At 70.8% G+C, this 22125-nt stretch carries 23 protein-coding genes; 10 read left to right on the top strand and 13 right to left on the bottom strand.

Features of this window, described 5'->3' with window-relative positions; translation table 11 throughout:
- Window positions 1-116 precede the first annotated feature (116 nt).
- Together ABD347_RS07195 and ABD347_RS07190 are read left to right on the top strand one after the other, a co-directional pair.
- Window positions 117-1025, top strand: a complete 909-nt coding sequence (locus ABD347_RS07195; protein ID WP_344357873.1) for an aminoglycoside phosphotransferase family protein — start codon at window positions 117-119, stop codon at window positions 1023-1025.
- Window positions 1026-1143: 118 nt separating this feature from the next.
- Window positions 1144-1710, top strand: coding sequence for a GNAT family N-acetyltransferase (locus ABD347_RS07190; protein WP_344357871.1), 567 nt, complete (start codon window positions 1144-1146; stop codon window positions 1708-1710).
- Here the strand turns inward: ABD347_RS07190 and ABD347_RS07185 are convergent.
- From ABD347_RS07185 to ABD347_RS07155, 7 genes are all read right to left on the bottom strand, one after another.
- Window positions 1700-3226, bottom strand: coding sequence for a type VI secretion protein (locus ABD347_RS07185; protein ID WP_344357869.1), 1527 nt, complete (start codon window positions 3224-3226; stop codon window positions 1700-1702). The two genes, ABD347_RS07190 and ABD347_RS07185, sit on opposite strands and share 11 nt — an antisense overlap.
- Before the next feature lies 1 nt (window position 3227).
- Window positions 3228-4631: an ATP-binding protein gene (locus ABD347_RS07180; RefSeq protein WP_344357867.1), complete on the bottom strand. Its 1404-nt coding sequence runs from the start codon at window positions 4629-4631 to the stop codon at window positions 3228-3230.
- A gap of 15 nt (window positions 4632-4646) precedes the next feature.
- Complete coding sequence (locus ABD347_RS07175; RefSeq protein ID WP_344357865.1) at window positions 4647-6200, bottom strand: SCO6880 family protein; 1554 nt, start codon at window positions 6198-6200, stop codon at window positions 4647-4649.
- Entirely contained in the window at window positions 6197-7567 is a 1371-nt protein-coding gene (locus tag ABD347_RS07170) for a hypothetical protein (RefSeq protein WP_344357864.1), read from the bottom strand. Before ABD347_RS07170 ends, ABD347_RS07175 begins: the two co-directional genes overlap by 4 nt.
- Entirely contained in the window at window positions 7557-8405 is an 849-nt protein-coding gene (locus tag ABD347_RS07165) for a DUF8175 domain-containg protein (protein ID WP_344357863.1), read from the bottom strand. Before ABD347_RS07165 ends, ABD347_RS07170 begins: the two co-directional genes overlap by 11 nt.
- A gap of 98 nt (window positions 8406-8503) precedes the next feature.
- On the bottom strand, window positions 8504-8812 hold the full coding sequence (locus tag ABD347_RS07160) for a hypothetical protein (protein WP_344357917.1): 309 nt from the start codon (window positions 8810-8812) through the stop codon (window positions 8504-8506).
- 269 nt (window positions 8813-9081) lie between these two features.
- Complete coding sequence (locus ABD347_RS07155) at window positions 9082-9651, bottom strand: TetR/AcrR family transcriptional regulator (RefSeq protein ID WP_344357861.1); 570 nt, start codon at window positions 9649-9651, stop codon at window positions 9082-9084.
- 106 nt (window positions 9652-9757) lie between these two features.
- Between ABD347_RS07155 and ABD347_RS07150 the strand changes: the two genes are divergently transcribed.
- The 4 genes from ABD347_RS07150 to ABD347_RS07135 all read left to right on the top strand — a co-directional run bounded on the left by ABD347_RS07150 (window position 9758) and on the right by ABD347_RS07135 (window position 13403).
- Window positions 9758-10633 carry an NAD(P)-dependent oxidoreductase gene (locus tag ABD347_RS07150; RefSeq protein ID WP_344357859.1) on the top strand — a complete coding sequence of 292 codons (876 nt, stop codon included), beginning with the start codon at window positions 9758-9760 and terminating at the stop codon, window positions 10631-10633.
- Between the two features lie 24 nt (window positions 10634-10657).
- Window positions 10658-11443, top strand: coding sequence for an SAM-dependent methyltransferase (locus ABD347_RS07145; RefSeq protein WP_344357857.1), 786 nt, complete (start codon window positions 10658-10660; stop codon window positions 11441-11443).
- A gap of 82 nt (window positions 11444-11525) precedes the next feature.
- Entirely contained in the window at window positions 11526-12539 is a 1014-nt protein-coding gene (locus ABD347_RS07140; protein ID WP_344357855.1) for a C40 family peptidase, read from the top strand.
- A 138-nt stretch (window positions 12540-12677) separates the two neighbouring features.
- Entirely contained in the window at window positions 12678-13403 is a 726-nt protein-coding gene (locus ABD347_RS07135) for a phosphatase PAP2 family protein (protein WP_344357852.1), read from the top strand.
- On the opposite strand, the gene ABD347_RS07130 is transcribed toward ABD347_RS07135, so the two are convergent.
- On the bottom strand, window positions 13400-13597 hold the full coding sequence (locus ABD347_RS07130; RefSeq protein WP_344357849.1) for a hypothetical protein: 198 nt from the start codon (window positions 13595-13597) through the stop codon (window positions 13400-13402). The genes ABD347_RS07135 and ABD347_RS07130 overlap by 4 nt on opposite strands.
- Window positions 13598-13727: 130 nt before the next feature.
- Between ABD347_RS07130 and ABD347_RS07125 the strand changes: the two genes are divergently transcribed.
- Both ABD347_RS07125 and ABD347_RS07120 read left to right on the top strand, forming a co-directional pair.
- Window positions 13728-14540, top strand: coding sequence for an SCO4651 family lipoprotein (locus tag ABD347_RS07125; protein ID WP_344357846.1), 813 nt, complete (start codon window positions 13728-13730; stop codon window positions 14538-14540).
- Window positions 14541-14624: 84 nt separating this feature from the next.
- Entirely contained in the window at window positions 14625-14810 is a 186-nt protein-coding gene (locus ABD347_RS07120) for a hypothetical protein (RefSeq protein WP_344357844.1), read from the top strand.
- A gap of 12 nt (window positions 14811-14822) precedes the next feature.
- Here ABD347_RS07120 and ABD347_RS07115 read toward each other — a convergent pair whose 3' ends face one another.
- Entirely contained in the window at window positions 14823-15176 is a 354-nt protein-coding gene (locus tag ABD347_RS07115) for a metal-sensitive transcriptional regulator (protein ID WP_344357914.1), read from the bottom strand.
- A gap of 206 nt (window positions 15177-15382) precedes the next feature.
- Between ABD347_RS07115 and ABD347_RS07110 the strand changes: the two genes are divergently transcribed.
- Both ABD347_RS07110 and ABD347_RS07105 read left to right on the top strand, forming a co-directional pair.
- The gene (locus tag ABD347_RS07110) at window positions 15383-16003 is read left to right on the top strand and encodes a DUF47 domain-containing protein (protein ID WP_344357841.1); all 621 of its coding nucleotides are present in this window, start codon (window positions 15383-15385) and stop codon (window positions 16001-16003) included.
- A gap of 5 nt (window positions 16004-16008) precedes the next feature.
- Entirely contained in the window at window positions 16009-17007 is a 999-nt protein-coding gene (locus ABD347_RS07105; RefSeq protein ID WP_344357838.1) for an inorganic phosphate transporter, read from the top strand.
- A gap of 456 nt (window positions 17008-17463) precedes the next feature.
- On the opposite strand, the gene pstB is transcribed toward ABD347_RS07105, so the two are convergent.
- From pstB to pstS, 4 genes are all read right to left on the bottom strand, one after another.
- Window positions 17464-18240, bottom strand: coding sequence for a phosphate ABC transporter ATP-binding protein PstB (gene pstB, locus ABD347_RS07100; RefSeq protein ID WP_344357836.1), 777 nt, complete (start codon window positions 18238-18240; stop codon window positions 17464-17466).
- 21 nt (window positions 18241-18261) lie between these two features.
- Window positions 18262-19341 (bottom strand): phosphate ABC transporter permease PstA, encoded by a 1080-nt coding sequence (gene pstA, locus ABD347_RS07095; protein WP_344357834.1) that lies wholly within the window; start codon window positions 19339-19341, stop codon window positions 18262-18264.
- Window positions 19341-20330, bottom strand: a complete 990-nt coding sequence (gene pstC, locus ABD347_RS07090; protein ID WP_344357832.1) for a phosphate ABC transporter permease subunit PstC — start codon at window positions 20328-20330, stop codon at window positions 19341-19343. The genes pstA and pstC overlap by 1 nt, the downstream gene beginning before the upstream one ends.
- Before the next feature lie 107 nt (window positions 20331-20437).
- Window positions 20438-21568 (bottom strand): phosphate ABC transporter substrate-binding protein PstS, encoded by a 1131-nt coding sequence (gene pstS / locus ABD347_RS07085; protein WP_344357831.1) that lies wholly within the window; start codon window positions 21566-21568, stop codon window positions 20438-20440.
- Window positions 21569-22125: the final 557 nt, after the last annotated feature.

Here is a 22125-nt window from a genome sequence, read left to right as displayed (position 1 = left end):
ACCGCCGAACAATTATTAGCCTCAGTCCCCGGACATTTATGTCCGGGGACTGAGGCTTTTCTGCGTTCTGGAAAAGGATTTGACGGTCCTCGGTGAGCGGCGGTCGGATGGCGGGCATGAAGAGAGGAAGAGAAGGAGGTAACGGAGGGCGGCCGGGGAGCATCGACGTCGACCTCGTTCAGCGGCTCGTCGGGGGCCAGTTTCCGAGGTGGGCGGGGCTCGGGGTCGAGCGGTTTCCGTCCGGTGGCACGGTGAACGACGTGTACCGGCTCGGTGACGACATGCTCGTCAGGCTTCCGCTCACGGAGGACGGGGCGGCGGACGTGGTGATGGAGCGGACGTGGTTGCCCCGTCTCGCACGCCAGGTGCCGGTGGCCATCCCGGAGGTGCTGGGGGCCGGCGAACCGGGCGAGGGATATCCGTGGCCGTGGTCGGTGTACCGGTGGTTGGAGGGCGAGAACCCGGAAGCGGGTGCGGTGGCTGATCCCGTGGGGCTGGCCGAGGACCTCGCCGGGTTCGTGGCCGCGATGTCGAGCATCGACCTGCCGGGGGCTCCTGCGGCCTACCGGGGCGGACCGCTCGAGTCGCTCGACGCGGCGACCCGGACGGCCATCGAGAAGCTGCGGGGCATACCGGAGGAGAGCGTGGACTGTGACGCCGCTCTGGCCGTCTGGGAGGCCGCGTCGGCGGCGCCGGCCTGGGACGCGCCGCCGGTGTGGCTGCACGCCGACCTGATGCCCGGCAACCTGCTTGTCGACCGGGGCAGGCTGGCCTCGGTGATCGACTTCGGGTGCATGGGGGTGGGCGACCCGGCCTGTGACCTCTTCCCCGCGTGGAATCTGCTGCCGGCGGGGGCGCGGGAGGTCTTCCGGGAGAGGCTGGGCGTTGACGACGCGACCTGGATCCGAGGCAGGGCGCGGACGCTCTCACAGGCGCTTGTCGCGCTGCCGTACCACCGGACGGGCAACCCCGCGATGGCGGCCAACGCCCGGCATGTGATCAGGGCGGTGCTCGGTCCGGAGTGATCAGGAAGGGCTGATGGTGGAGGAGTTGGCGGCGGAGGTTGGGTGGCTCAGGTCTCGGGCTGCCGTACACGGGAGATATTGCGTTGCCGAGCGGCGACGGCGACATCAGGATCGGGCCATGGAACACGTGATACGCCCCGTGCGCGGCGACGAGTGGCGCAAGGCCCGCGCCCTCCGGCTCGTCGCCCTCCAGGACCCCGCCGCGCCCCTCGCGTTCCTCGACACCTACGAGGCGGCCTCCGCCCGACCCGATGAGTACTGGCAGGAGCGGACCGCCGGGGCGGCGGAAGGCAGCGACCGCGCCCGGCAGTTCGTGGCCGAGGCGCCGGACGGGTCCTGGGACGGCACGGTGACCGTGCTGGTGGAGCGGGCCGGGCAGGAGGTCCTGTTCGGCGAGGTGCCGGAGGCGGACCAGACGCATGTGGTGGGGGTGTACGTACGCCCCGGGGCGCGGGGTGCCGGGGCGGCGGACGCGCTGTTCCGGGCGGCCGTGGAGTGGTCCTGGTCGCCGGCCGCAGGGGCTGTGGGGCGCGTACGGCTCTTCGTGCACGAGCGGAACGGGCGGGCCGCCGCCTTCTACCGGAGGGTGGGCTTCGTGCCGTCCGGCAGGAGAGTCCCCGTGGAGGGCGACGCCGGCGGGGCGTGCGAGGTGGAGTACGAGATCCGGCGGTCCGTCACGGTGTGAGCCGCTGGTCCGGCCAGCGGGCGCGGCCCTGTTCGGCCGAGCGGAGCAGGACGTGGGCGGGAAGGCCGATGTCCTGACCGGCCGTCAGCAGTGCGGGCAGCGCGGGGAGTGGTGCCACGGCTGCGACGTCGTCGAGGACGAGCGTGAGTGGTGGGTCGAGCCGACCGTCGGATGACCGTGCGGCCATGCGGCGGCCGTGCTCGACCACGTCTGAGGCGAGCGCGGTCAGCAGAGGCATCGCGCCCGGGTGGGTCCTCGGGTCTTCGATCGGTTCACCCACCACATAAAGGGTGCCCCCTTCGGCGACGAATGATTCCAGCGCCAGCGAGTCAGTTCGATTCGATGTGCATGCCTCGCGGATGTGGACCGAGGAGAGCGACGACAGGGCCCGGACGGTCAACTCCTGGGCGACCTCGCGCCGTTCCGGGTACGCCGTGAGGGCCGATTCGAGCAGGCCGGCGTGGCTGTTGGTGGCCTTGGGATGCGTACGGAGTAGGCGTACGGGTTCATGGGCGCCGTTGTTCTGCGCCCAGCGGTGGACCTGCTTGAAGGGGCGTCCGTCCACGGCGGCGGCGTGCAGCCAGCAGCGGAGGAGCGTTTCCGCGGTGTCGGCGACCGCGGCGTCCATCCGCGCCCGGGGGCGTACGGGAGCGAGCAGCGCGGCCGCGCGGGCGGCGGCGGTCTCGGTGTCCTCGCAGCCGTGGGTGGGCGACCAGTGCAGGCGGGCGGGCGTGTCGCAGAGGTGGCCGGGGTCGTAGACGAGGACGGGGCCCAGCTTGGCGCGGGCGTCCTTGGTCTCGGCCCACAGCTCCGGGTCGGACGTGACGACCAGGGCGGGCCCCTCGGCGTCCTCGAGGGCCCGGCGGGCAGCGGGGCGCCGGGTGGCGGCGTCGCCGTGGAGGAGCCGGGGCGCGGGTGCCGTTGCGGCTGCGGGGGCTGCGGGGGCTGCGGGGGCTGCTGGGACGGCGTCCCGTGCGGGTGCCGGCGGTGTGGCCGGCGCGGGCGGCGCGGGCGTGGGGGGTGCCTCTGGTGTCGGCAGTGGCGCGGGGGTTGCCGTGGGGGCGGGGGTGGCGTCCGGGACGGGTGCCGTGCGGTACTCCGTCGGGGGCGCCGCGGCGAGCGGGGCCTGCTCCCCTACCGCGTCCGCCCGGCCCGGCGGACGCGCCGGACCCCTCCGTACCGCACGCCAGCGGGCCAGCGTCCCGAGGACGAAGACGGCCAGCACCACCAGCACCATCAGCTCGCCGATGAACAGGCCCCAGAACAGCCCGTACCCCGACAGCTGTGCCGCCGGCGTGTCCGGCCACGCCCCGGCCAGGTCATGGGGCTGCGAGACCAGGTTCCGTATCGCGAGCGGCGTCCGGGAGAACGTCACCCCGTCGGGCCAGGCGCCGTGCGCGAACAGGCCCGCCAAGCCGGTCGCCGTCCACGCCAGCAGCGTCACGCCCAGCAGGAACCCCAGCAGCCCCACCAGGAGGCCGTCGGAGACGCCGCGTTCCTCGGCCCTGCGCTCCATGTCATGCCACCGTCGACTCGGAGGACTCGTTCATCTGTTGCTCGACGAGGGCCGCGCGCTGCTCCGCCTCCCATTCCGCGGCCTGCATGTCCTCCGACAGGGAGGACGACTCCGTCATCGCCCGGTCCGTGTACACCAGCGGCCGCTCTGCCTCCGTGATCAGGTGTTTGACCACCTGCACATTGCCGTTGACGTCCCACACCGCGATACCGGGCGTCAGCGTTGGGATGATCTCCACCGCCCACCGGGGCAGGCCGAGGACCCGGCCGGTGGCCCGCGCCTCGTCGGCCTTCTGGGCGTAGATCGTCCGGGTGGACGCCATCTTCAGGATCGCCGCCGCCTCGCGCGCCGCCGCCCCGTCCACCACGTCGCTCAGGTGGTGGACCACCGCCACGAAGGACAGGCCGAGCCGCCGCCCGAACTTCAGCAGCCGCTGGAAGAGCTGCGCCACGAACGGGCTGTTGATGATGTGCCACGCCTCCTCCACCAGGAAGATGCGCTTCTTGCGGTCGGGCCGGATCCAGGTGTGCTCCAGCCACACCCCGACGATGGCCATCAGGATCGGCATGGCGATCGAGTTGCGGTCGATGTGGGAGAGGTCGAAGACGATGAGCGGGGCGTCGAGGTCGATGCCGACCGTCGTCGGCCCGTCGAACATGCCCCGGAGGTCACCGTCGACGAGCCGGTCGAGGACGAGGGCGACGTCCAGGCCCCAGGCCCGTACGTCGTCTATGTCGACGTTCATCGCGGCCGCCGACTCCGGCTCCGGGTGGCGCAGCTGCTCGACGATGTCGGTGAGGACGGGCTGGCGGTCGGTGATGGTCAGGTTCACGTACGCGTGCGCGACCTTGAGGGCGAAGCCGGACCGCTCGTCCAGGCCGTGGCCCATCGCGACCTCGATGATCGTCCGGAGCAGCGCCAGCTGGCCGGTGGTGGTGATCGACGGGTCGAGGGGGTTGAGCCGGATGCCGTCGTCGAGCGCGGCCCTCGGGTCGAGACGGATGGGAGTTATTCCCAGCTCCTGCGCGATGAGGTTCCATTCGCCCACACCGTCCTCGCCCTGGGCGTCGAGGACGACGACCTGGCGGTCACGGAAACGGAGCTGGCGCAGCACGTACGTCTTCTCCAGCGCCGACTTGCCGTTGCCGGACTCGCCCAGCACCAGCCAGTGGGGGGCGGGGAGCTGCTGGCCGTACAGCTGGAACGGGTCGTAGATGTACCCCTTGCCGCTGTACACCTCGCGCCCGATGATCACCCCGGAGTCGCCGAGGCCGGGCGCGGCGGTCGGCAGGTAGACGGCCTGGGCCTGGCCCGTCGACGTACGGACGGGAAGCCGGGTCGTCTCGACCTTCCCGAAGAGGAAGGAGGTGAAGGCCTCGGTGAGGGCTGACAGCGGATCTCGCATCAGAATCAGGCGCCCCTATCGGCGGATGCCGGTCGCGAACGGCAAGGTGTTCACAAAGGCCCGGTGGTGCTCGCGGTCGCACCACTCCAGCTTCAGATACGACTTGCCGGCCGAGGCCCTGATCGTCCGCTTGTCCCTGGCCAGGGCTTCGGGCGTACGAGACGACACAGTGATGTACCCGACGAGGTTCACTCCCGCCGCGCCGCTGGCGAGATCTTCACCCCGCTGGTCGAGCCGTCCGTGGGCGGCGATGTCGCGCGGGTCGACGGTGCGGTTCATCTTGGCGGCGCGGCTGGCCTCCGCCTCGTCGTTGGTCTTCTCGGTCAGCATGCGTTCGATGGCCACCTCGGTGGGCTCCAGGTCCATGCAGACGGCGACGGTGCGGATGACGTCGGGGGTGTGGACGAGGAGGGGCGCGAGGAAGTTCACGCCGACGGGGGTCATCGGCCACTCCTTCACCCACGCGGTGGCGTGGCACCAGGGCGCGCGGGTCGACGACTCGCGGGTCTTGGCCTGGAGGTACGTCGGCTCGACGGCGTCCAGCTCGGCGGGCCAGGCGTTCCGTTTCGTCATCGCCTGGATGTGGTCGATGGGGTGGTCCGGGTCGTACATCGAGTGCACGAGGGAGGCGAGACGGGACTGGCCGAGTGGCTGGCGTACGCGGATGTCGGCCTCGGCGAGGCGGGCGCAGATGTCGGTCAGCTCACGGGCCATGACGACCGCGAGGCCCGCGTCCTTGTCGAGCTTGCGGCCGCCGGTGGCCTGGCGGGCGGCGCGGGCCATGGTGTGTGCCTCGGCGGCCAGTTCGCGGGTGTAGTGCATGCAGGCGACGAGGTAGGCGCGGTGCTGCTCGCTGGAGGTCGACACCATGGACTGGAGCTGCTCGTAGGAGTCGCGGAGCCAGCCGGGGGCGCTCGGGTCGCCGCGCTGGGCGACGTCCTTGGCGTGGGCGTCGGGGTCGGCGGGGAGGGTGCGGGCGAGCATCTGGAGCCGGGTGACGAAGCCGTCGCCGTTCGCCACGTGCTTGAGGAGGGTGCCGAAACGGTCCACCAGGGCTTCCTGGTCCTCGCTGTCGCGCAGGCCGACGCCCGGGCCCTCGATCTCGATGGCGGCGGTGACGGTACGTCGGTCGGCGTGGAGGAGGACGGCGATCTCGTCGGGCCCGAAGGGGGCGGAGAGCCAGTTGATGCGGCCGATGCCGGGTGGCGGGCCGACCTCGATCTCACGGCCGTCGAGCCTGGTGCCCGCCTCCATGGCGGTGGAGCGGTAGGTGGTGCCCTGGCGGAGGGTGCGCTTGAAGCTGCGGTTGATCTCGAACCACTTGTAGAACGTGCGGCCCTTGTACGGGACGTACACGGCGGCGAGCGCGAGCATGGGGAAGCCCATGAGCGACACGATCCGCAGGGACAGGACGGGGACCAGCAGCCCGCTCATCATGCCGAGGAACGCGCCGACGATGATCAGCGCGATCTCGCCGGTCTCGCGGTTCTTGCCGACGATCGCGTTCGGCCGGGCCCGGCCGATGAGATACGTACGGCGGGGCGTGATCGTCTGGGACTGGGTCGTCAACGCCCTCCACCTCCTGTGCTTCCTGTGCTGCTGCCTGTGCCGGTGTTGCTCTGACGGTGGGTGTGCGGCGTACCGCTGGTACCCGGGCTCCGGGGCGGGGGTGCGGCGGAGGGGACGGTTCCGCCGCTGGTTCCGCCGCCGGGCGGCTGGTTCCGGGAGCTGTGGGCGGCGACGCCGCCGGAGACGGCGCTCGACGGCTGGGCGCTGCCGCCGCCGCTCCTCTGGTGGTTGCGGCTGCTGTGGGTCTTGATGCCCTGGGAGACGAGCGCGGCGGGCGAGGAGATGACGGCGGCTGCCTGGGAGCCGTCGGTGGCCTGCTTGCGGTTCGTACGGGCGGAGGCGATCTCGTCGCCGAAGCCGGGGACGAAGCGGTAGATCATCGCCGAGGCGAAGATCGCCAGCAGGATGATGGCGAGGCCGGACACGACGGCCGAGAACGCGTCGGGCCCCTCGGCGGAGGACAGCGCCCCGGCGAGGCCGAGGACGATGACGATGACCGGCTTCACCAGGATCACGGCGATCATGATCCCGGCCCAGCGGCGGACGTGCCCCCACATGTTCTTGTCGACCAGTCCGGCGTACACCACCGTGCCGAGCAGCGCGCCGACGTAGAGCAGGGCGGCACGGATGACGAGCTCGAGCCAGAGCACGCCGGCCGCGAGGATCGACACGAGGGAGACGACGATCAGCATGATCGGCCCGCCGCCGATGCCCTCGCCCTTCTTGAGCGCCTCCGCGAACGTCCCGAAGAACGCGTCCGTCTGCCCGCCGCTGCCACTGGCGATCACCTCGGTGACGCCGTCGGTCGCCGAGACGACGGTGTAGAGGATGAGCGGGGTGAACGCGGAGGCCAGGACGGTGAGCCACAGGAACCCGATGGCCTCCGACATCGCCGTCGCCAGGGGCACGCCGCGGATGGCGCGCTTGGCGACGGCGAGGAGCCACAGGACGAGGGTCAGGACGGTGGAGGCGGCGAAGACGACGGCGTACTGCTGGAGGAACGTGGGGTTGGTGAAGTCGACCTCGGCGGTGCTCTTCACGGCCTCGCTGAGCTTGCCCACGATCCACGCGGCGGCGTCCGCGCAGCCCCGCGCGAGGGACGCGAGCGGGTCGAGGGCGGTGGTGGGGTCGGCGGGGTTGCTGGGGGCGGAGCGGGCGGCGCCGCCATTGGCGGCCTTCTCGCCGTCCTCGCAGTAGTCCCTCGCCAGGCCGACCACCAGGTCGCAAGGGTTATTGCTGGTGCTGGGCGAGGGGACGGGAGGGGTGGGCGTCGGTGCGGCGACCGCGCGGGCGGGGAAGAGGAAAAACGCCGTTTGTACAGCCGTGAGTGCTACGGCGACGGAACGGGTGTGACGGCTACCGCGCATAGGTGAAGCCTCCGTATCCGGCAACGGCACCGGCGATCTCGTCTGCGGTGGAGGCGCGATTGTCGCCGCTGAGCGGCGTCGGCCCCTCCTTCTGGCTCGATGACTCGATCTTCCAGTCGTTGTCGGTCCACTTGAGCTTCTCGGTGATCGTGAACCACGTTCCCGTCACCGGCTTGGTGGATCCCTCCCCGGCGAGCCCCACGAGGCCGGTGCACCAGACCTCGATGGTCGCGGCGTCACCACTGACGTCGATCACTTTGGTGCCGACGGGGACCGTACGGGACACGAAGGTGAGTCCCTCGGGCGCCGATCCGTCCTCTTTGAGGCCTACGTTTTTGAGGAACCTGGCCGAGTATGCGGCGTCCAGTTTGCCCAGCAGTGCGTCGACGGCGGCCGGATCGTGTACGGCGCGCACGATCTGATGCCGCGTTGCCCGCTTGAACATCCCGTCCGACCCCAGCGCCACCGCGTAGTTCGCCGCCGCGCTCTGCGCTCCCTGCTCGTCCCTGGCGTATCCCGACGGGATCGTGCCGTTCCTGCCCGCCACCGGCTTGACGCCCGTCGCGGCCGTGGGGGCGGCGTCGCGGTTGGCCGAGGCGTCCGACGGGGTGTCGTCGCCGCCACCGCTTCTGTTCGCGAAGGCGATGGCGGCGATCAGCAGCACCACCACGCCCACCACAGTGATCAGCGACCGTGAGTTGCGGGCCGGACGGCGGGCGCCGCCGTAGACGCCGCCGTAGACGTCACCGGCGCCGCTGTCGGGCAGGCGGGTACGGGTCTGGCCCGTACCGCCGCCTCCCCTGCTGCTGGCGCCGTCGTGCTCGTCGCCGAGGCTCATGACGGGTACGCCCCCTCAACCGTTTGCTGATCTGTATGGTGACTGGACATCAGGTGACGCGCCTCAAGGGGAGAGCCGGGGGTGGAGCACGGCGGAGGTTAGACGGCCATCCCGTACACGATGGTGAACACCGTTCCCAGTGATCCGATGATGAAGACCCCGGTGAGGCCGGCCACGATCAGCCCCTTGCCCTGTTCTGCGCTGAACGTGTCCCGGAGTGCGGTCGCGCCGATGCGCTGCTTGGCCGCTCCCCAGATCGCGATGCCGAGGCAGAGCAGGATGGCCACGGCCATCACGACCTCGATCATCACGCGGGCCTCGTTGCCCAGGCTCCCGAAGGGCCCCCAGTTGGGGGCGATTCCGCCAATGATGGTGGTGATGTCGCCTTTTTCGGCCGCCAGGTACATGTAACTCACCGCCCCTGTTGGGTAGTTCGACGCCCCTGCCCCATGGCACGGGTCACCGCACTATCTTCGCTGATGAAACCGCCCATGTGCGCCGACTTGGATGGTCTCTTTACTCGATCCCCGCACCTTTGACCGGTCCGGGCGCCCTGACCTGCGAAGGCGGCGGATCGGATGTATGCGGGTACGCGTATCGTCACTCTGTGTATCACGGGGGGTGACTTCGGGCAATGACTGTCGTTTGTGCACTCTTGGGGTGGTTGAACCCGCGCTCAGTGGTACGTGGCCACCAGGCGTGCCAGCTGGCGGCCGGCCTGGAGGAGGGGTGCCTCGCTCTGGGTGACCTGGGCCGTCACCTCGGCGCCCTCCAGGGTGCTGATGACCGTGCCGGCCAGTTCGCGGGCGTCGGTCCGTGACAGGCCGGCGCGCAGCAGCCTGCCGGCGACCAGGTCCTGCCAGCCGCGGAGCGCGTCGGCGCACGCCTGCTGGATCTCCGAGTCCGTGCCGAGCGTCTCCAGGGCGGTGGCCGTGACCGGGCAGCCGTCCCTCCAGCCCGACGCCTTCAGCGCGGTGGCGAGGAGGCGGGCGCAGGCGTCGACGGCCGCGGCCGGGTCCTCCTCGCTGTCCAGCGCCTCGCGCAGGATCGCCGCGAACTCCGCGTCGCCGTGCCTGATCGCGGCGACGGCCACGGCTTCCTTCCCGCCGGGGAAGAAGTGGTAGACGGAGCCGAGGGTGGCGTCCGCCTCCTTGGCGATCTGCTTGATGCCCGTGCCGACGTACCCCTGCCGCTGTACGAGGCGGGCGGCGGCGAGGACGATCCGGTCGCGGGTGCTGGTCTGCATGGGCCGATCCTATCGAGCCGCTGAGTAGAGCGTTCGTTCTAGAGCTGTGCTACGGTCGGCTCCGTGTTCTGGATAGAGCGTTCGTTCTAGTCCGTCAGGAGTCCCCATGCCCAGCACCGCTCCCGTCACCGTCATCGGTCTCGGCCCCATGGGTCACGCCATGGCCCGCGCGTACCTGGACCGCGGCCACCGCGTCACCGTCTGGAACCGCACCGCCTCCCGCGCCGACGCCCTCGTGGCGCGTGGCGCCCACCGCGCGGCCACCGTCGACGAGGCCCTCACCGCCTCCCGGCTGGTGGTGCTGAGCCTGACCGACTACGAGGCCGTGTACGCCGTCCTGGGCGGCGCCGACCCCTCCGCACTCGCCGGCCGGGTGCTCGTGAACCTCACCTCCGACACCCCCGGCAGGGCGCGGGAGTCCGCCGCCTGGGCCGCCGAGCGGGGTGCCACACAGCTCACCGGCGGCGTACTGACCCCGCCCTCCGGCATCGGCGACCCCGCGTCGTCCACCTTCTACAGCGGCCCGCGCGAGGTCTTCGACGCCCACCGCGCCACCCTGGAGGTCCTGACCGCCGCCGACCACCGCGGCGAGGACCCGGGGCTCGCCGCACTGCTCTACCAGCTCAACATGACGATGTTCTGGCCCGCCCTGACGAGCTACTGGCAGGCCCTCGCCATCGCCGGCGCCCACGGCCTGAAAGCGGCCGACGTCCTGCCCTTCGCCGTCGAGGCCCTGGACGTCAAACGGTTCCTGGAGTTCTACACGCCCCGGGTCGACGCCGGCGACCACACCGGGGACGTCGACCGGCTCACCATGGGCGTGGCCAGTGTCGAGCACGTCCTGCACACCGCCGCGGACTCGGGCGCCGACACCACCCTTCCCGCCGCCCTCCTCGACGTCTTCCGGCGCGGCGTGGCCGCCGGCCACGGGGCGGACAGCTCCTCGAGCCTGGTGGAGATCCTGAAGCGGCCCGCCACTTAGGCGCGTTGGGCTTACTTTGGTGCCGTGACCGACATCTCTTACAGGATCGACACCACCCGCCCGCACACGGCCCGCATATGGAACTACTGGACCGGCGGCAAGGACAACTACCCCGTCGACCGGGAGGCCGGCGACCGGATACGGCAGCTCCACCCCGGTATCGGCGAGTACGCCCGCGCCGACCGCCTCTTCCTCGGCCGGGCCGTGCGGTACCTGGCGCAGGAGGCGGGCATCCGCCAGTTCCTGGACATAGGAACCGGCCTGCCGAGCGCCGACAACACCCATGAGGTCGCCCAGCGCGTCACCGCGGACGCCCGCGTGGTGTACGTCGACAACGACCCGCTCGTCCTCGCCCACGCCCGCGCGCTCCTCGTGGGCACCCCCGAGGGCCGGACCGACTACCTGGACGCCGACCTCCGCGACGTCGACACCATCCTGGAGGCGGCGGCCAGGACGCTCGACCTGGACCAGCCGGTCGCGCTCATGCTGCTCGGCGTCGTGATCTTCGTGGAGGACGACGACGAGTCGTACGCCGTCGTCCGCCGCCTCATGGACGCCCTGGCGCCGGGCAGCCACCTCGTCCTCTCCCACACGGTCGTCCACCCCTCGATGCCGGACGTGGACGCGGCGGTCGCCTTCTGGAACGAGCACGGCACGCCCAAGCTCACCCAGCGCACCCCGGAGGCCATCACCCGCTACTTCGACGGCCTGGACCTGCTGGACCCGGGCGTCGTCCCCTGCTCCCACTGGCGTCCCGACGCCCCGGCGGACGCGGTCGCCATGTACGGAGGTGTCGGCCGCAAGCCATAGCGGCCGGACCACCTCCTGAATGAGGGACCCGCCGCCTACACTGGCGCTCGGTGGACTGCCATGTCGTGAGGGGTGGTTGACGGTGCGTAAGGCGTGGCTGGTCGCCGGGGTGTCCGTCGGGGCGTGCCTGAGCTTCGTCGCGCTGCTGGTCGTCGGGACGTACTCGGCCGCCGCTGGGCTGCTCGGCGGGGCCGGAGGCGCGCTCAACGGCGCCGTCGCGCTGGCGAAGGGGGCCGTGCCCGCGGCGTACCAGCCGCTGGTGCAGAAGTGGGGGAACCTGTGCCCCGCCATCAACCCCGCCCTGCTCGCCGCGCAGCTGTACCAGGAGAGCGGGTGGAACCCGAAGGCGGTCAGCCACGCCGACGCGCGGGGCATCGCGCAGTTCATCCCCGGGACATGGGCCTCGCACGGGATCGACGGGGACAAGGACGGCGACCGGGACGTGTGGGACCCGGCGGACGCCATCCCGTCGGCCGCCTCGTACGACTGCGAGCTCGCCGGGTACGTGAAGAACGTGCCCGGCGACCGGACGAACAACATGCTCGCCGCCTACAACGCCGGTGCGTACCGGGTGATAAAGGCCGGCGGGGTGCCCCGGATCAGCGAGACGCAGAACTATGTCCGGATCATCCGCTCGCTGGAGAAGAGCTTCGCGCGGCCCGTCGGCCGGGTCGAGCCGTCACGGCAGGCGGCCGGGGCGATCTACTTCGCCCAGAAGAAGCTCGGCACGCCCTATCTGTGGGGCGGCAACGGAACGCCCGAGCAGCAGGGGCGGTTCGACTGCTCGGGGCTCACGCAGGCCGCGTACCGGACGGTGGGCATCGAGCTGCCGCGCGTCGCCAACGACCAGTACAACGCCGGCCCGCACCCGTCGCGCGACGAACTCCTGCCGGGCGACCTCGTTTTCTTCTCGGATGACCTGAACAACTCGCGTGCCATCCGGCACGTGGGGCTGTACGTGGGCGGCGGATACATGATCAACGCCCCGTACACCGGGGCCGTCATCCGGTTCGACAAGATCGATACACCCGACTACTTCGGAGCCACGCGCGTGACCGAGGATGGCGCGAAAGCGCTCCCCCCGGCACGGCCCTGAGCTGCGCGTACGTATCACTCTTCGGTAACGTCGTCGTGATCGTTCCGTGGAGAGTGGAACGTACCCCTCCTGCGGGTCGTTCCCTGGACCGACGATGGCGACACTGACCGGGTGACACAAGGCAAGGGGCCGCAGCAGATGGCTGGACTCGCATCGGACGGTTCGAACCCCGATGTCGGCCTGCTCTACGACATCAACGGCCTGGCGAAGGACGCCCCTTCGTGGTTCGACCGCATCATGGGCTTCACCGGCGAGTACGGGATCATGCTGGCGATGGTGCTCGTCGTGCTGGGGTGCTGGTGGAGCGTGCGCCGACGCGGTGACGCGGAGGACTCCGTCGCCGCCGTCGCCGGACTGGTCTGGGCCCCCCTCGCCGCCGGGATCGCCCTCCTCGTCAACATCCCGATCCGGGGGTTCGTGGAGCGGCCGCGGCCGTTCAACGACCACCAGGGGCTGGAAGTGCTGGTGGACGGGAAGACGGACTTCTCGTTCGTGAGCGACCACGCCACCATGGCGATGGCCATCGGTGTCGGGGTCTTCGTCGCCAACCGCCGCTTCGGCCTCGCCGCCATCGGGCTCGCCCTCGTCGAGGGCTTCTGCCGCGTCTACATGGGCGTGCACTACCCGACGGACGTCGTCGGGGGCTTCGCCCTCGGTACGGCGGTGGCGCTGCTCCTCGCCCCGGTCGCCCTGGCGCTCCTGACCCCGCTGGTGTCGGCCGTGGCCCGCTCCGGGCGGGCCGGCCGGCTCGTACGGTCGCGCAGGGCGCCCGCCCGGGAGCGGCACGAGACGCTGGACATCGCCGACCCCCGGCTCGGGACCGGCTCCGCCTCGGGCGCCGGCCAGAACGACCTGGCCGCCTAGGGCGCCGGAGGGCGCCGGCCGTGGCCGGACGGCACCGCCACGTGGGCCGCCGCGTCCAGTCGCGCACGGTCCCTGGAGCGCCGCGCCGGCCCCGCCCAGCCGCAGGCGCAGCGGGCGACGGCGAACGAACCCCGCTCGGTGGTCGTGGCGTTGTGGACGTCCGGGACGGCGGGTGTCTGCTCATGCGCTTGCACGGCTCCACGGTACCGGCGTGACGGTGCGCCCGGGCGTTCGTTAGGTGGTTGGGGTCTCCTCAGCTCCCCAGGGCCCGGGGAGGGGCGGGGCCTCGGCAGCCGACGGCACAGTCTTGGGGGTTGGCAGGCGATGGTGGTGCAGCAGAGACGCAGCGGCGGCACGTTCGCCGTCGCGGTCGTCGTGGTGGGTGCGGTCGTCAGCGGATGTTCGGCGGCGGCCGACGCCTCGCCCGGTGCGGACCCGGGTGGCGCGGTGCGCGGGGTCCCCGACGTGCTGACGCGGGCGGGCACGGCCAAGGCGCGTACGTCCATGGAGATGGCGACCGGCGGGACGCGGGTCACCATCCGGGGCGAGGGCGCGTACGACTTCGTCAAGCGGCACGGGCAGCTCAAGGTCGTCCTGCCCGAGGACCCCTCCGGGACGGACGGGCACCGCCCGATCACCGAACTCCTCGCCCCCGGCGCGCTGTACATGAAGAACCGGGGCGCCGGTGTCCCCGCCGACAAGTGGGTCCGCGTCGACACCACCACGCTGGAGGACGGCAACCTCGTCACCGGCGGGGCGACCGATCCGGCCGCCGCGGCCGAGCTGCTGCGCGGCGCGCGTGAGGTGAGTTACGTCGGCGAGGAGGAGCTCGCGGGCGTGCGGGTCACCCACTACCGCGGGGTGAGCGACCTGGGCCGGGCGGCGCGGGCGGCCTCACCGCAGGTGCGGGGGGCGCTCGAGGCGGCGGCGAAAGGGTTCGCCAGGGACGCGGTGCCGTTCGACGCGTACCTGGACCGCGAGGGGCGGCTGCGCAAGGTGCGCCACCGGTTCAGCTTCACCAACCAGGGGCGTACGGTCGCCGTCGCCTCCACGACGCTGCTGTACGAGTTCGGTGCCCCCGTCACCGTACGGCTGCCCGCCCGGGAGGACATCTACTCCGGCAGGGTCAGGGCCTGACCATCGGAGAATGGTCCGGACGTGCCATGCGCGGTACGTGTCGTGCTCCCTACGCTAGGAAGCCCACCCCGGCAGGAAGAGGTGATGCGCGTGGCCCCGCCCACTCCGACGACAGTCCAGGACCACGTGGCCCTCGCCGAGATCGAGCTGTGCGGTGAACTGATGATCGCGGCGTCCGCCGCGGACGGGGAGCGGCTCAGCGCGGACCTCATCGACCAGGTGCTGAACGTGATACCCGAGGGGCGCGGCGGGTCCGCCGCGCCCCGGTGAACTCCCGGAACGTCAGGTGCGCATCATGCGGGCGATCGCCTTCGTCGCCTCCTCGACCTTCGCGTCGATCTCGTCCCCGCCCTTGACGGCGGCGTCGGCGACGCAGTGCCGCAGGTGTTCCTCCAGGAGCTGGAGGGCGAAGGACTGGAGGGCCTTGGTGGACGCGGAGACCTGGGTGAGTATGTCGATGCAGTAGACGTCCTCGTCGACCATGCGCTGCAGGCCCCGGATCTGGCCCTCGATGCGGCGAAGGCGCTTGAGGTGCTCGCTCTTCTGCTTGTGGTACCCGTGCACGCCGTGGTCGTGGTCCGTCGCCGCGGGGTCGTCGTCCGTGACCGGAAGGCCGGCCGCCTCGGTGGTCGTCATCGCGTCCTCCCGTTGTCCATGGGCGGTATGCATACGGGTAGTGCATACCCCTCGTGGGTATATGGTACCGGCCCTTCGCCGTGGTCGGCGGGGGTCGGTTCTGCTCACTGTGTCCGATGGGCGACACTGAAGAACGCCGGTTAGCCGTGGCCGGATGATGCGCCTAGCATCAGCCTGACCGAACTCATGCACCTAGAGGACCCCACGTGCGCTTTCGTCTGACCCCCAGGGAGACGAGCTTCTACGACATGTTCTCCGCTTCCGCGGACAACATCGTCACGGGCTCCAAGCTCCTGATGGAACTGCTCGGGGCGGAGTCCTCCGCCCGGGCCGAGATCGCGGAGCGGATGCGGGCAGCGGAGCACGCGGGCGACGACGCCACCCACGCGATCTTCCATCAGCTCAACTCCTCCTTCATCACGCCGTTCGACCGCGAGGACATCTACAACCTCGCGTCGTCGCTCGACGACATCATGGACTTCATGGAGGAGGCCGTCGACCTCGTCGTCCTCTACAACGTGGAGGAGCTGCCGAAGGGTGTCGAGCAGCAGATCGAGGTGCTGGCGCGGGCGGCCGAGCTGACCGCCGAGGCCATGCCGCACCTGCGCACGATGGAGAACCTCACCGAGTACTGGATCGAGGTCAACCGGCTGGAGAACCAGGCGGACCAGATCCACCGCAAGCTGCTCGCCCACCTCTTCAACGGCAAGTACGACGCCATCGAGGTGCTCAAGCTGAAGCAGATCGTGGACGTGCTGGAAGAGGCCGCCGACGCGTTCGAGCACGTGGCCAACACCGTGGAGACCATCGCGGTCAAGGAGTCCTGAGCTTCGTGGACACCTTCGCACTGGTCGTGACCATCGGTGTCGCGCTCGGCTTCACATATACGAACGGCTTCCACGACTCGGCGAACGCCATCGCCACGTCGGTCTCCACCCGGGCGCTGACCCCGCGCGCGGCGCTCGCCATGGCCGCGGTGATGAACCTCGCCGGTGCCTTCCTGGGCAGCGGTGTCGCCAAGACGGTGAGCGAGGGCCTGATCCAGACGCCCGAGGGCCAGCGCGGCATGGGCATCCTGTTCGCGGCGCTGGTCGGCGCGATCGTCTGGAACCTGATCACCTGGTACTTCGGGCTGCCTTCGTCGTCCTCGCACGCGCTGTTCGGCGGCATGGTCGGCGCCGCGCTGGCGGGTGGCACGACCGTCTACTGGGGCGGTGTCGTCGACAAGATCGTCATCCCGATGTTCGTGTCGCCGGTGGTCGGCCTGATCGCCGGTTACCTGGTGATGTGCGTGATCCTCTGGCTCTTCCGCAAGTCGAACCCGCACAAGGCCAAGCGGGGCTTCCGCATCGCCCAGACGGTGTCGGCGGCGGGCATGGCCCTGGGCCACGGTCTCCAGGACGCCCAGAAGACGATGGGCATCGTGGTGATGGCCCTGGTCATCGCCGATGTGCACGACGCGGGCGACGCGATCCCGATCTGGGTCAAGGTCGCGTGTGCGGTGATGCTGTCGCTGGGCACGTACGCGGGTGGCTGGCGCATCATGCGCACGCTGGGCCGCAAGATCATCGAGCTGGACCCGCCGCAGGGCTTCGCCGCGGAGACGACGGGCGCGTCGATCATGTTCGGTTCGGCGTTCATCTTCCACGCGCCGATCTCGACGACGCATGTGATCACCTCGGCGATCATGGGCGTGGGCGCGACGAAGCGGGTGAACGCGGTGCGCTGGGGCGTCGCGAAGAACATCATCCTCGGCTGGTTCATCACCATGCCGGCGGCGGCGCTGGTCGCGGCGGTGAGCTTCTTCGTGGTCCGGCTCTTCTTCGGCTGACTCAGCCCGCGGAAGCGGTACGTGAGCGGGCCCGCCCCCTGGGACAGGGGGCGGGCCCTTCGCCGTGCGGTGGCACCGCCATGCAGCACCGCAGGACGTGTGTCGCCCTCGGCCCGGGGACGGCCCCGGGCGGGACGGGCCGGGGGCCCGGCGGGCGGGCGGGCCGGCCCCCAGGGGGGTCCCGCGCCCGGAGGCCCGGCCCGGGACAGGCCGGGAACGGCAGGTGTCGCGCCCGCCGGCGCGACGCCGGGGGGTGGGGCCGGGGCGCCGCCGGGCGCGGCGTCCGCTACCCGGTCCGGGACGGCGGACGCCCCCCGGGGTGCGCCACGCCCGCCCGTCCCGTCCAGGGGACGGCCCCCGGGTGGGGTGTGGGGTGGACGCGCCCGAGGGGCGTCCACCCCGCCCACAGCGACCGTCGACGCCCGCCCGTCCGGGGACGGCCCCCGGGCACGGCGACTAGCCGAAGCGTCCGGAGATGTAGTCCTCCGTCGCCTGAACCGACGGGTTGGAGAAGATGCGCTCCGTCTCGTCGATCTCGACCAGCTTGCCCGGCTGGCCGACCGCGGCCAGGTTGAAGAAGGCGGTGCGGTCGGAGACGCGGGCCGCCTGCTGCATGTTGTGGGTCACGATGACGATCGTGAACCGTTCCTTCAGCTCGCAGATCAGGTCCTCGATCGCGAGCGTGGAGATCGGGTCGAGCGCCGAGCAGGGCTCGTCCATCAGCAGCACGTCCGGCTCGACCGCGATCGCGCGGGCGATGCACAGGCGCTGCTGCTGGCCGCCGGAGAGGCCGGAGCCGGGCTTGTTGAGGCGGTCCTTGACCTCGTTCCAGAGGTTCGCGCCCCGGAGGGAGCGCTCGACGACCTCGGCGAGCTGGTTCTTCCTGTACGTGCCGTTGAGGCGCAGGCCCGCCGCCACGTTGTCGAAGATCGACATCGTCGGGAAGGGGTTGGGGCGCTGGAAGACCATGCCGACCGTGCGGCGCACGGCGACCGGGTCGACGTCCTTGCCGTACAGGTTCTCGTCGTCCAGCATCACCTTGCCCTCGACGCGGCCACCGGGGGTGACCTCGTGCATCCGGTTCAGGGTGCGCAGGAAGGTGGACTTGCCGCAGCCGGACGGGCCGATGAAGGCCGTCACGGAGCGGGGCTCGACGGTCATGGAGATGTCGTCGATCGCCTTGTGGGAGCCGTAATAGGCGGTGAGGCCGCTGACGTCGATTCGCTTGGCCATTTCACTCACTTCCAGGTGGCCTCAGCGGCCGGTCTGCGGGGCCTTCCAGCGGGCGATACCGCGGGCGACCAGGTTGAGGATCATGACGAAGGCGATCAGGACGAGGGCGGCGGCCCAGGCGCGGTCGTACGACGCCTCGCTGCCGACCCTGTACTGCTCCCAGATGTAGAAGGGGAGCGAGGACTGGGCGCCTTCGAAGGGGTTGGTGTTGATCAGCTGGCTGCCGAAGACCAGGAGCATGATGGGGGCGGTCTCACCGGCGATGCGGGCGATCGCGAGCATCACACCCGTGGTGATGCCGCCGACCGCGGTCGGGATGACGACCTTCAGGATGACGCGCCACTTCGGTACGCCGAGGGCGAGCGCGGCCTCGCGCAGCTCGTTGGGGACGAGCTTGAGCATCTCCTCCGTGGAGCGGACCACGACCGGGATCATCAGGATCGCCAGGGCCAGCGCGCCCATCAGGCCGGACGGCGCCAGGCCCGCGATCAGCATGATGGAGAGGATGAACAGACCGGCGACGATGGACGGGATGCCCGTCATGACGTCGACGAAGAACGTCACGGCCTTGGCGAGCGTGCCCTTGCCGTACTCGACGAGGTAGACGGCCGTCAGCAGGCCGATCGGCGCGGAGACGAGGGTGGCGAGGCCGACCTGCTCCAGTGTGCCGATCAGCGCGTGGTAGACGCCGCCGCCGACCTCGAAGCCGGGCACACCGGCCATCGAGTGGGTGAGGAAGTACCCGTCGAAGACCTTGGCGCCCCGGCTGACCGTCACCCAGATCAGGGACAGCAGCGGGATGACGGCGAGGACGAAGCACACCCAGACGACGCTGGTGGCGAGCCGGTCCTTGGCCTGGCGCCGGTTCTCGACGGCCGAGGTCGCGATGTACGAGATGACGACGAACAGGGCGGCGGAGATCAGGCCCCACTGGATGCGGCTGTGCAGGCCCGTGCCCGCGCCGATGCCGGTGCCGAGGGCGATCGACACGGCGGCGAAGCCGGCCGGTGCCCAGCGGGGCAGGCGGCGCTGGCTGAGAGCGCCCTCGCGCAGGCCGGGGGCGGCCTGGGCGGGGGTCGCGTCCTGGATCACATCGGTCATCAGGCGTTCGCCCCCGAGTACTCCTTGCGGCGCGCGATGATCAGGCGGGCCGCGCCATTGACCAGCAGGGTGAGGACGAAGAGGACCAGGCCGGAGGCGATCAGGGCGTCCCGTCCGAGCTCGTTGGCCTCGTCGAACTTCGCGGCGATGTTCTGGGCGAACGTACCGCCGCCCGGGTTGAGCAGGTGCAGCGAGATCACGAAGCTCGGGGAGAGGACCGTGGCGACGGCCATCGTCTCGCCGAGCGCGCGGCCCAGGCCCAGCATCGAGGCGGAGATCACGCCGGAGCGGCCGAACGGCAGTACGGACAGCCGGATGACCTCCCAGCGGGTGGCGCCGAGGGCCAGGGCGGCCTCCTCGTTCATCCGCGGCACCTGGAGGAAGACCTCGCGGCTGACGCTGGTCACGATCGGGAGGATCATGATCGCGAGCAGGATGCCCACGGTGAACAGCGAGCGGGCGACGCCGACCTCGGTCTTCTCGAAGACGTACGTCCAGCCCAGGAACTGGTCCAGCCAGAGGTTCAGGCCCTCCAGGTACGGGACGAGGAAGAGGGCGCCCCAGATGCCGTAGATGATCGACGGCACGGCCGCCAGCAGATCCACGACGTACGCGAGGGGCGCGGCCAGCTTGCGGGGCGCGTAGTGCGAGATGAACAGCGCGATGCCGACGGCGATCGGGACGGCGATCACCATCGCGATGACCGAGCTCACGATCGTGCCGTAGAGCAGGACCGCGATGCCGAAGACGGGCGGGTCACCGGCCGGGTTCCAGTCGAAGGTGGTGAGGAAGTTGCCTTCGTTCTCGGCCAGGGCGAGCGAGGCGCGGTAGGTGAGGAACACGGCGATCGACGCCATGATCACCAGGAGCAGGATGCCCGAACCCCGGGAGAGGCCCAGGAAGATCTTGTCACCCGCGCGGCCGGTGGAAGTCGGGCCCGGCTTTCCGGCGACCGGCGGAGCCGGTGCGTTGTCAGTCGTTATAGCCATGGTCTTTCCGGTCTGTGTGGGGGAAGTCCGCTGTGGCGGCTCCCCTGGCGGCGGTGCACCGGATGGGGGTGGGGGGCGGCCCGGCGAGCCGCCGGGCCGGCCCTCGGTCAGGACAGGCCCTTGACGGTCTCGCGGACCTTGAGGTTGATCTCGGCGGGGATCGGGGCGTAGCCGGCCTCGGAGAGGACCTTCTGACCCTCCTCGGAGGCGGTGTAGGTCAGGAAGGACTTGACCGTGCCGAGGGTCTCGGGCTTGTTGCCGGTGTCGCAGACGACCTCGTAGGTCACCAGGACGATCGGGTACGCGCCTTCGGCCTTGGTGGCGTAGTCCAGCTCGAGCGCCAGGTCCTTGCCGGTGCCCTTGACCTTGGCGGCGGCGATGGCCTTGGAGGCGTTCTCCGAGGTGGCCGCGACCGGGGCGGCGGCGCCGGTGTTGATCTGGACGGTCGGGATGTTCTGCGAGGTGGCGTAGCTCAGCTCGAAGTAACCGATGGAGCCCTCCGCCTGCTTCACCTGGGCGGCGACGCCGGAGGAGCCGGACGCGGCCTGGCCGCCGGGGGCGGGCCACTTCTTCTCGGCCTCGTAGGGCCAGTCCGCCTTGGCGGCCTTGCCGAGGTACTTGCCGAGGTTCTGGGTGGTGCCGGAGTCCTCGGAGCGGTGGAAGGCCTGGATCGGCGTGCTCGGGAGCTTGGCGTTCGGGTTGAGCTTGGCGATCGCCGCGTCGTCCCACTTCTTGATCTTGTCGTTGAAGATCTTGGCGATGGTGGGGGCGTCGAGGACGAGGTCCTGCACGCCGGGCAGGTTGTACCCGATCGCGACCGGGCCACCGACCATCGGGAGGTTGATGCCCTGGCCGCTCTTGCAGATCTTCTTGGACTCGGCGACCTCGTCCGGCTTGAGCGCGGAGTCGGAGCCGGCGAAGCCGACGGTGCCCTGGTTGAAGGCGACGATGCCCTCGCCGGAGGAGGAGGACTTGTAGTTGATCTCCACGCCCGTGCAGGCGGCCATGTAGTTCTTGACCCACAGGTCCATGGCGTTCTTCTGCGCGGAGGAGCCGGAGGCCAGGAGCTGGCCCTTGGCGCCCTCGCACGAGATGTTCGACGCGGCGCCGGTCTTCTTGCCGCCGGTGGAGGCGCCGGTGTTGTCGTCCGAACCACACGCCGTGAGGACCAGGGCGCCGGAGACGGCGAGGGCGCCGAGCGCGGTGGCGCGAAGCCCGTTCTTGCGCTGAAGCTTCACTTTCGGGTGTTCCTTCCAGAAGCCGCCGGTCCGGTGTCTGTCGTACGGCGGCGTGTGTCGGGGAGTGGATGCGCGGCGGCGAGCCGAATGGGGAGCGGCGCCGTTCACCTTGCACGGCTGAAATTAGGCAGAACAGGTGACGTGGCCGACGGGGGAGAGTGAACGGCAGGTGAACCGTGACGGAAGCCGTGGTGAGGGGACGTGCGCCTCATTGTCCTGCGGCGCCGCGCCCCCCGGCGGTGCCTCTTGTGCAGGCCGGAGCCGTGTGCTGCGGGTCGTGCGGGGCGGTGGCGCGCCCGGGGCGCGGGGGCGTACGCCGGTGTGCGGGGTACGCGGGGCGGTGCCGGGACCACCCGAGAGGGGGTCCGCTGTGGGGGCGGGGTGTACCCCGCAGGTGTGAGACGGGCGCGTGGCCCGTACGGCGGGGTGGCTCGAACCGGCCCGCGTCCGGACGGTGCCGGGGCGCGCGGAGCGGGACGTCACGGCGGGTGGTTCGTCTCGGCTCCGCGTCCGGGGTGCGGCGGGGTGGGGTGGTGCGGGGCCGCGGGGGGCTGCCG

Origin of the sequence: Streptomyces gobitricini (genome assembly GCF_039532985.1) — a bacterium.
GTDB lineage: Bacteria > Actinomycetota > Actinomycetes > Streptomycetales > Streptomycetaceae > Streptomyces > Streptomyces gobitricini.
This window is presented reverse-complemented; position numbering and strand designations above follow the sequence as displayed.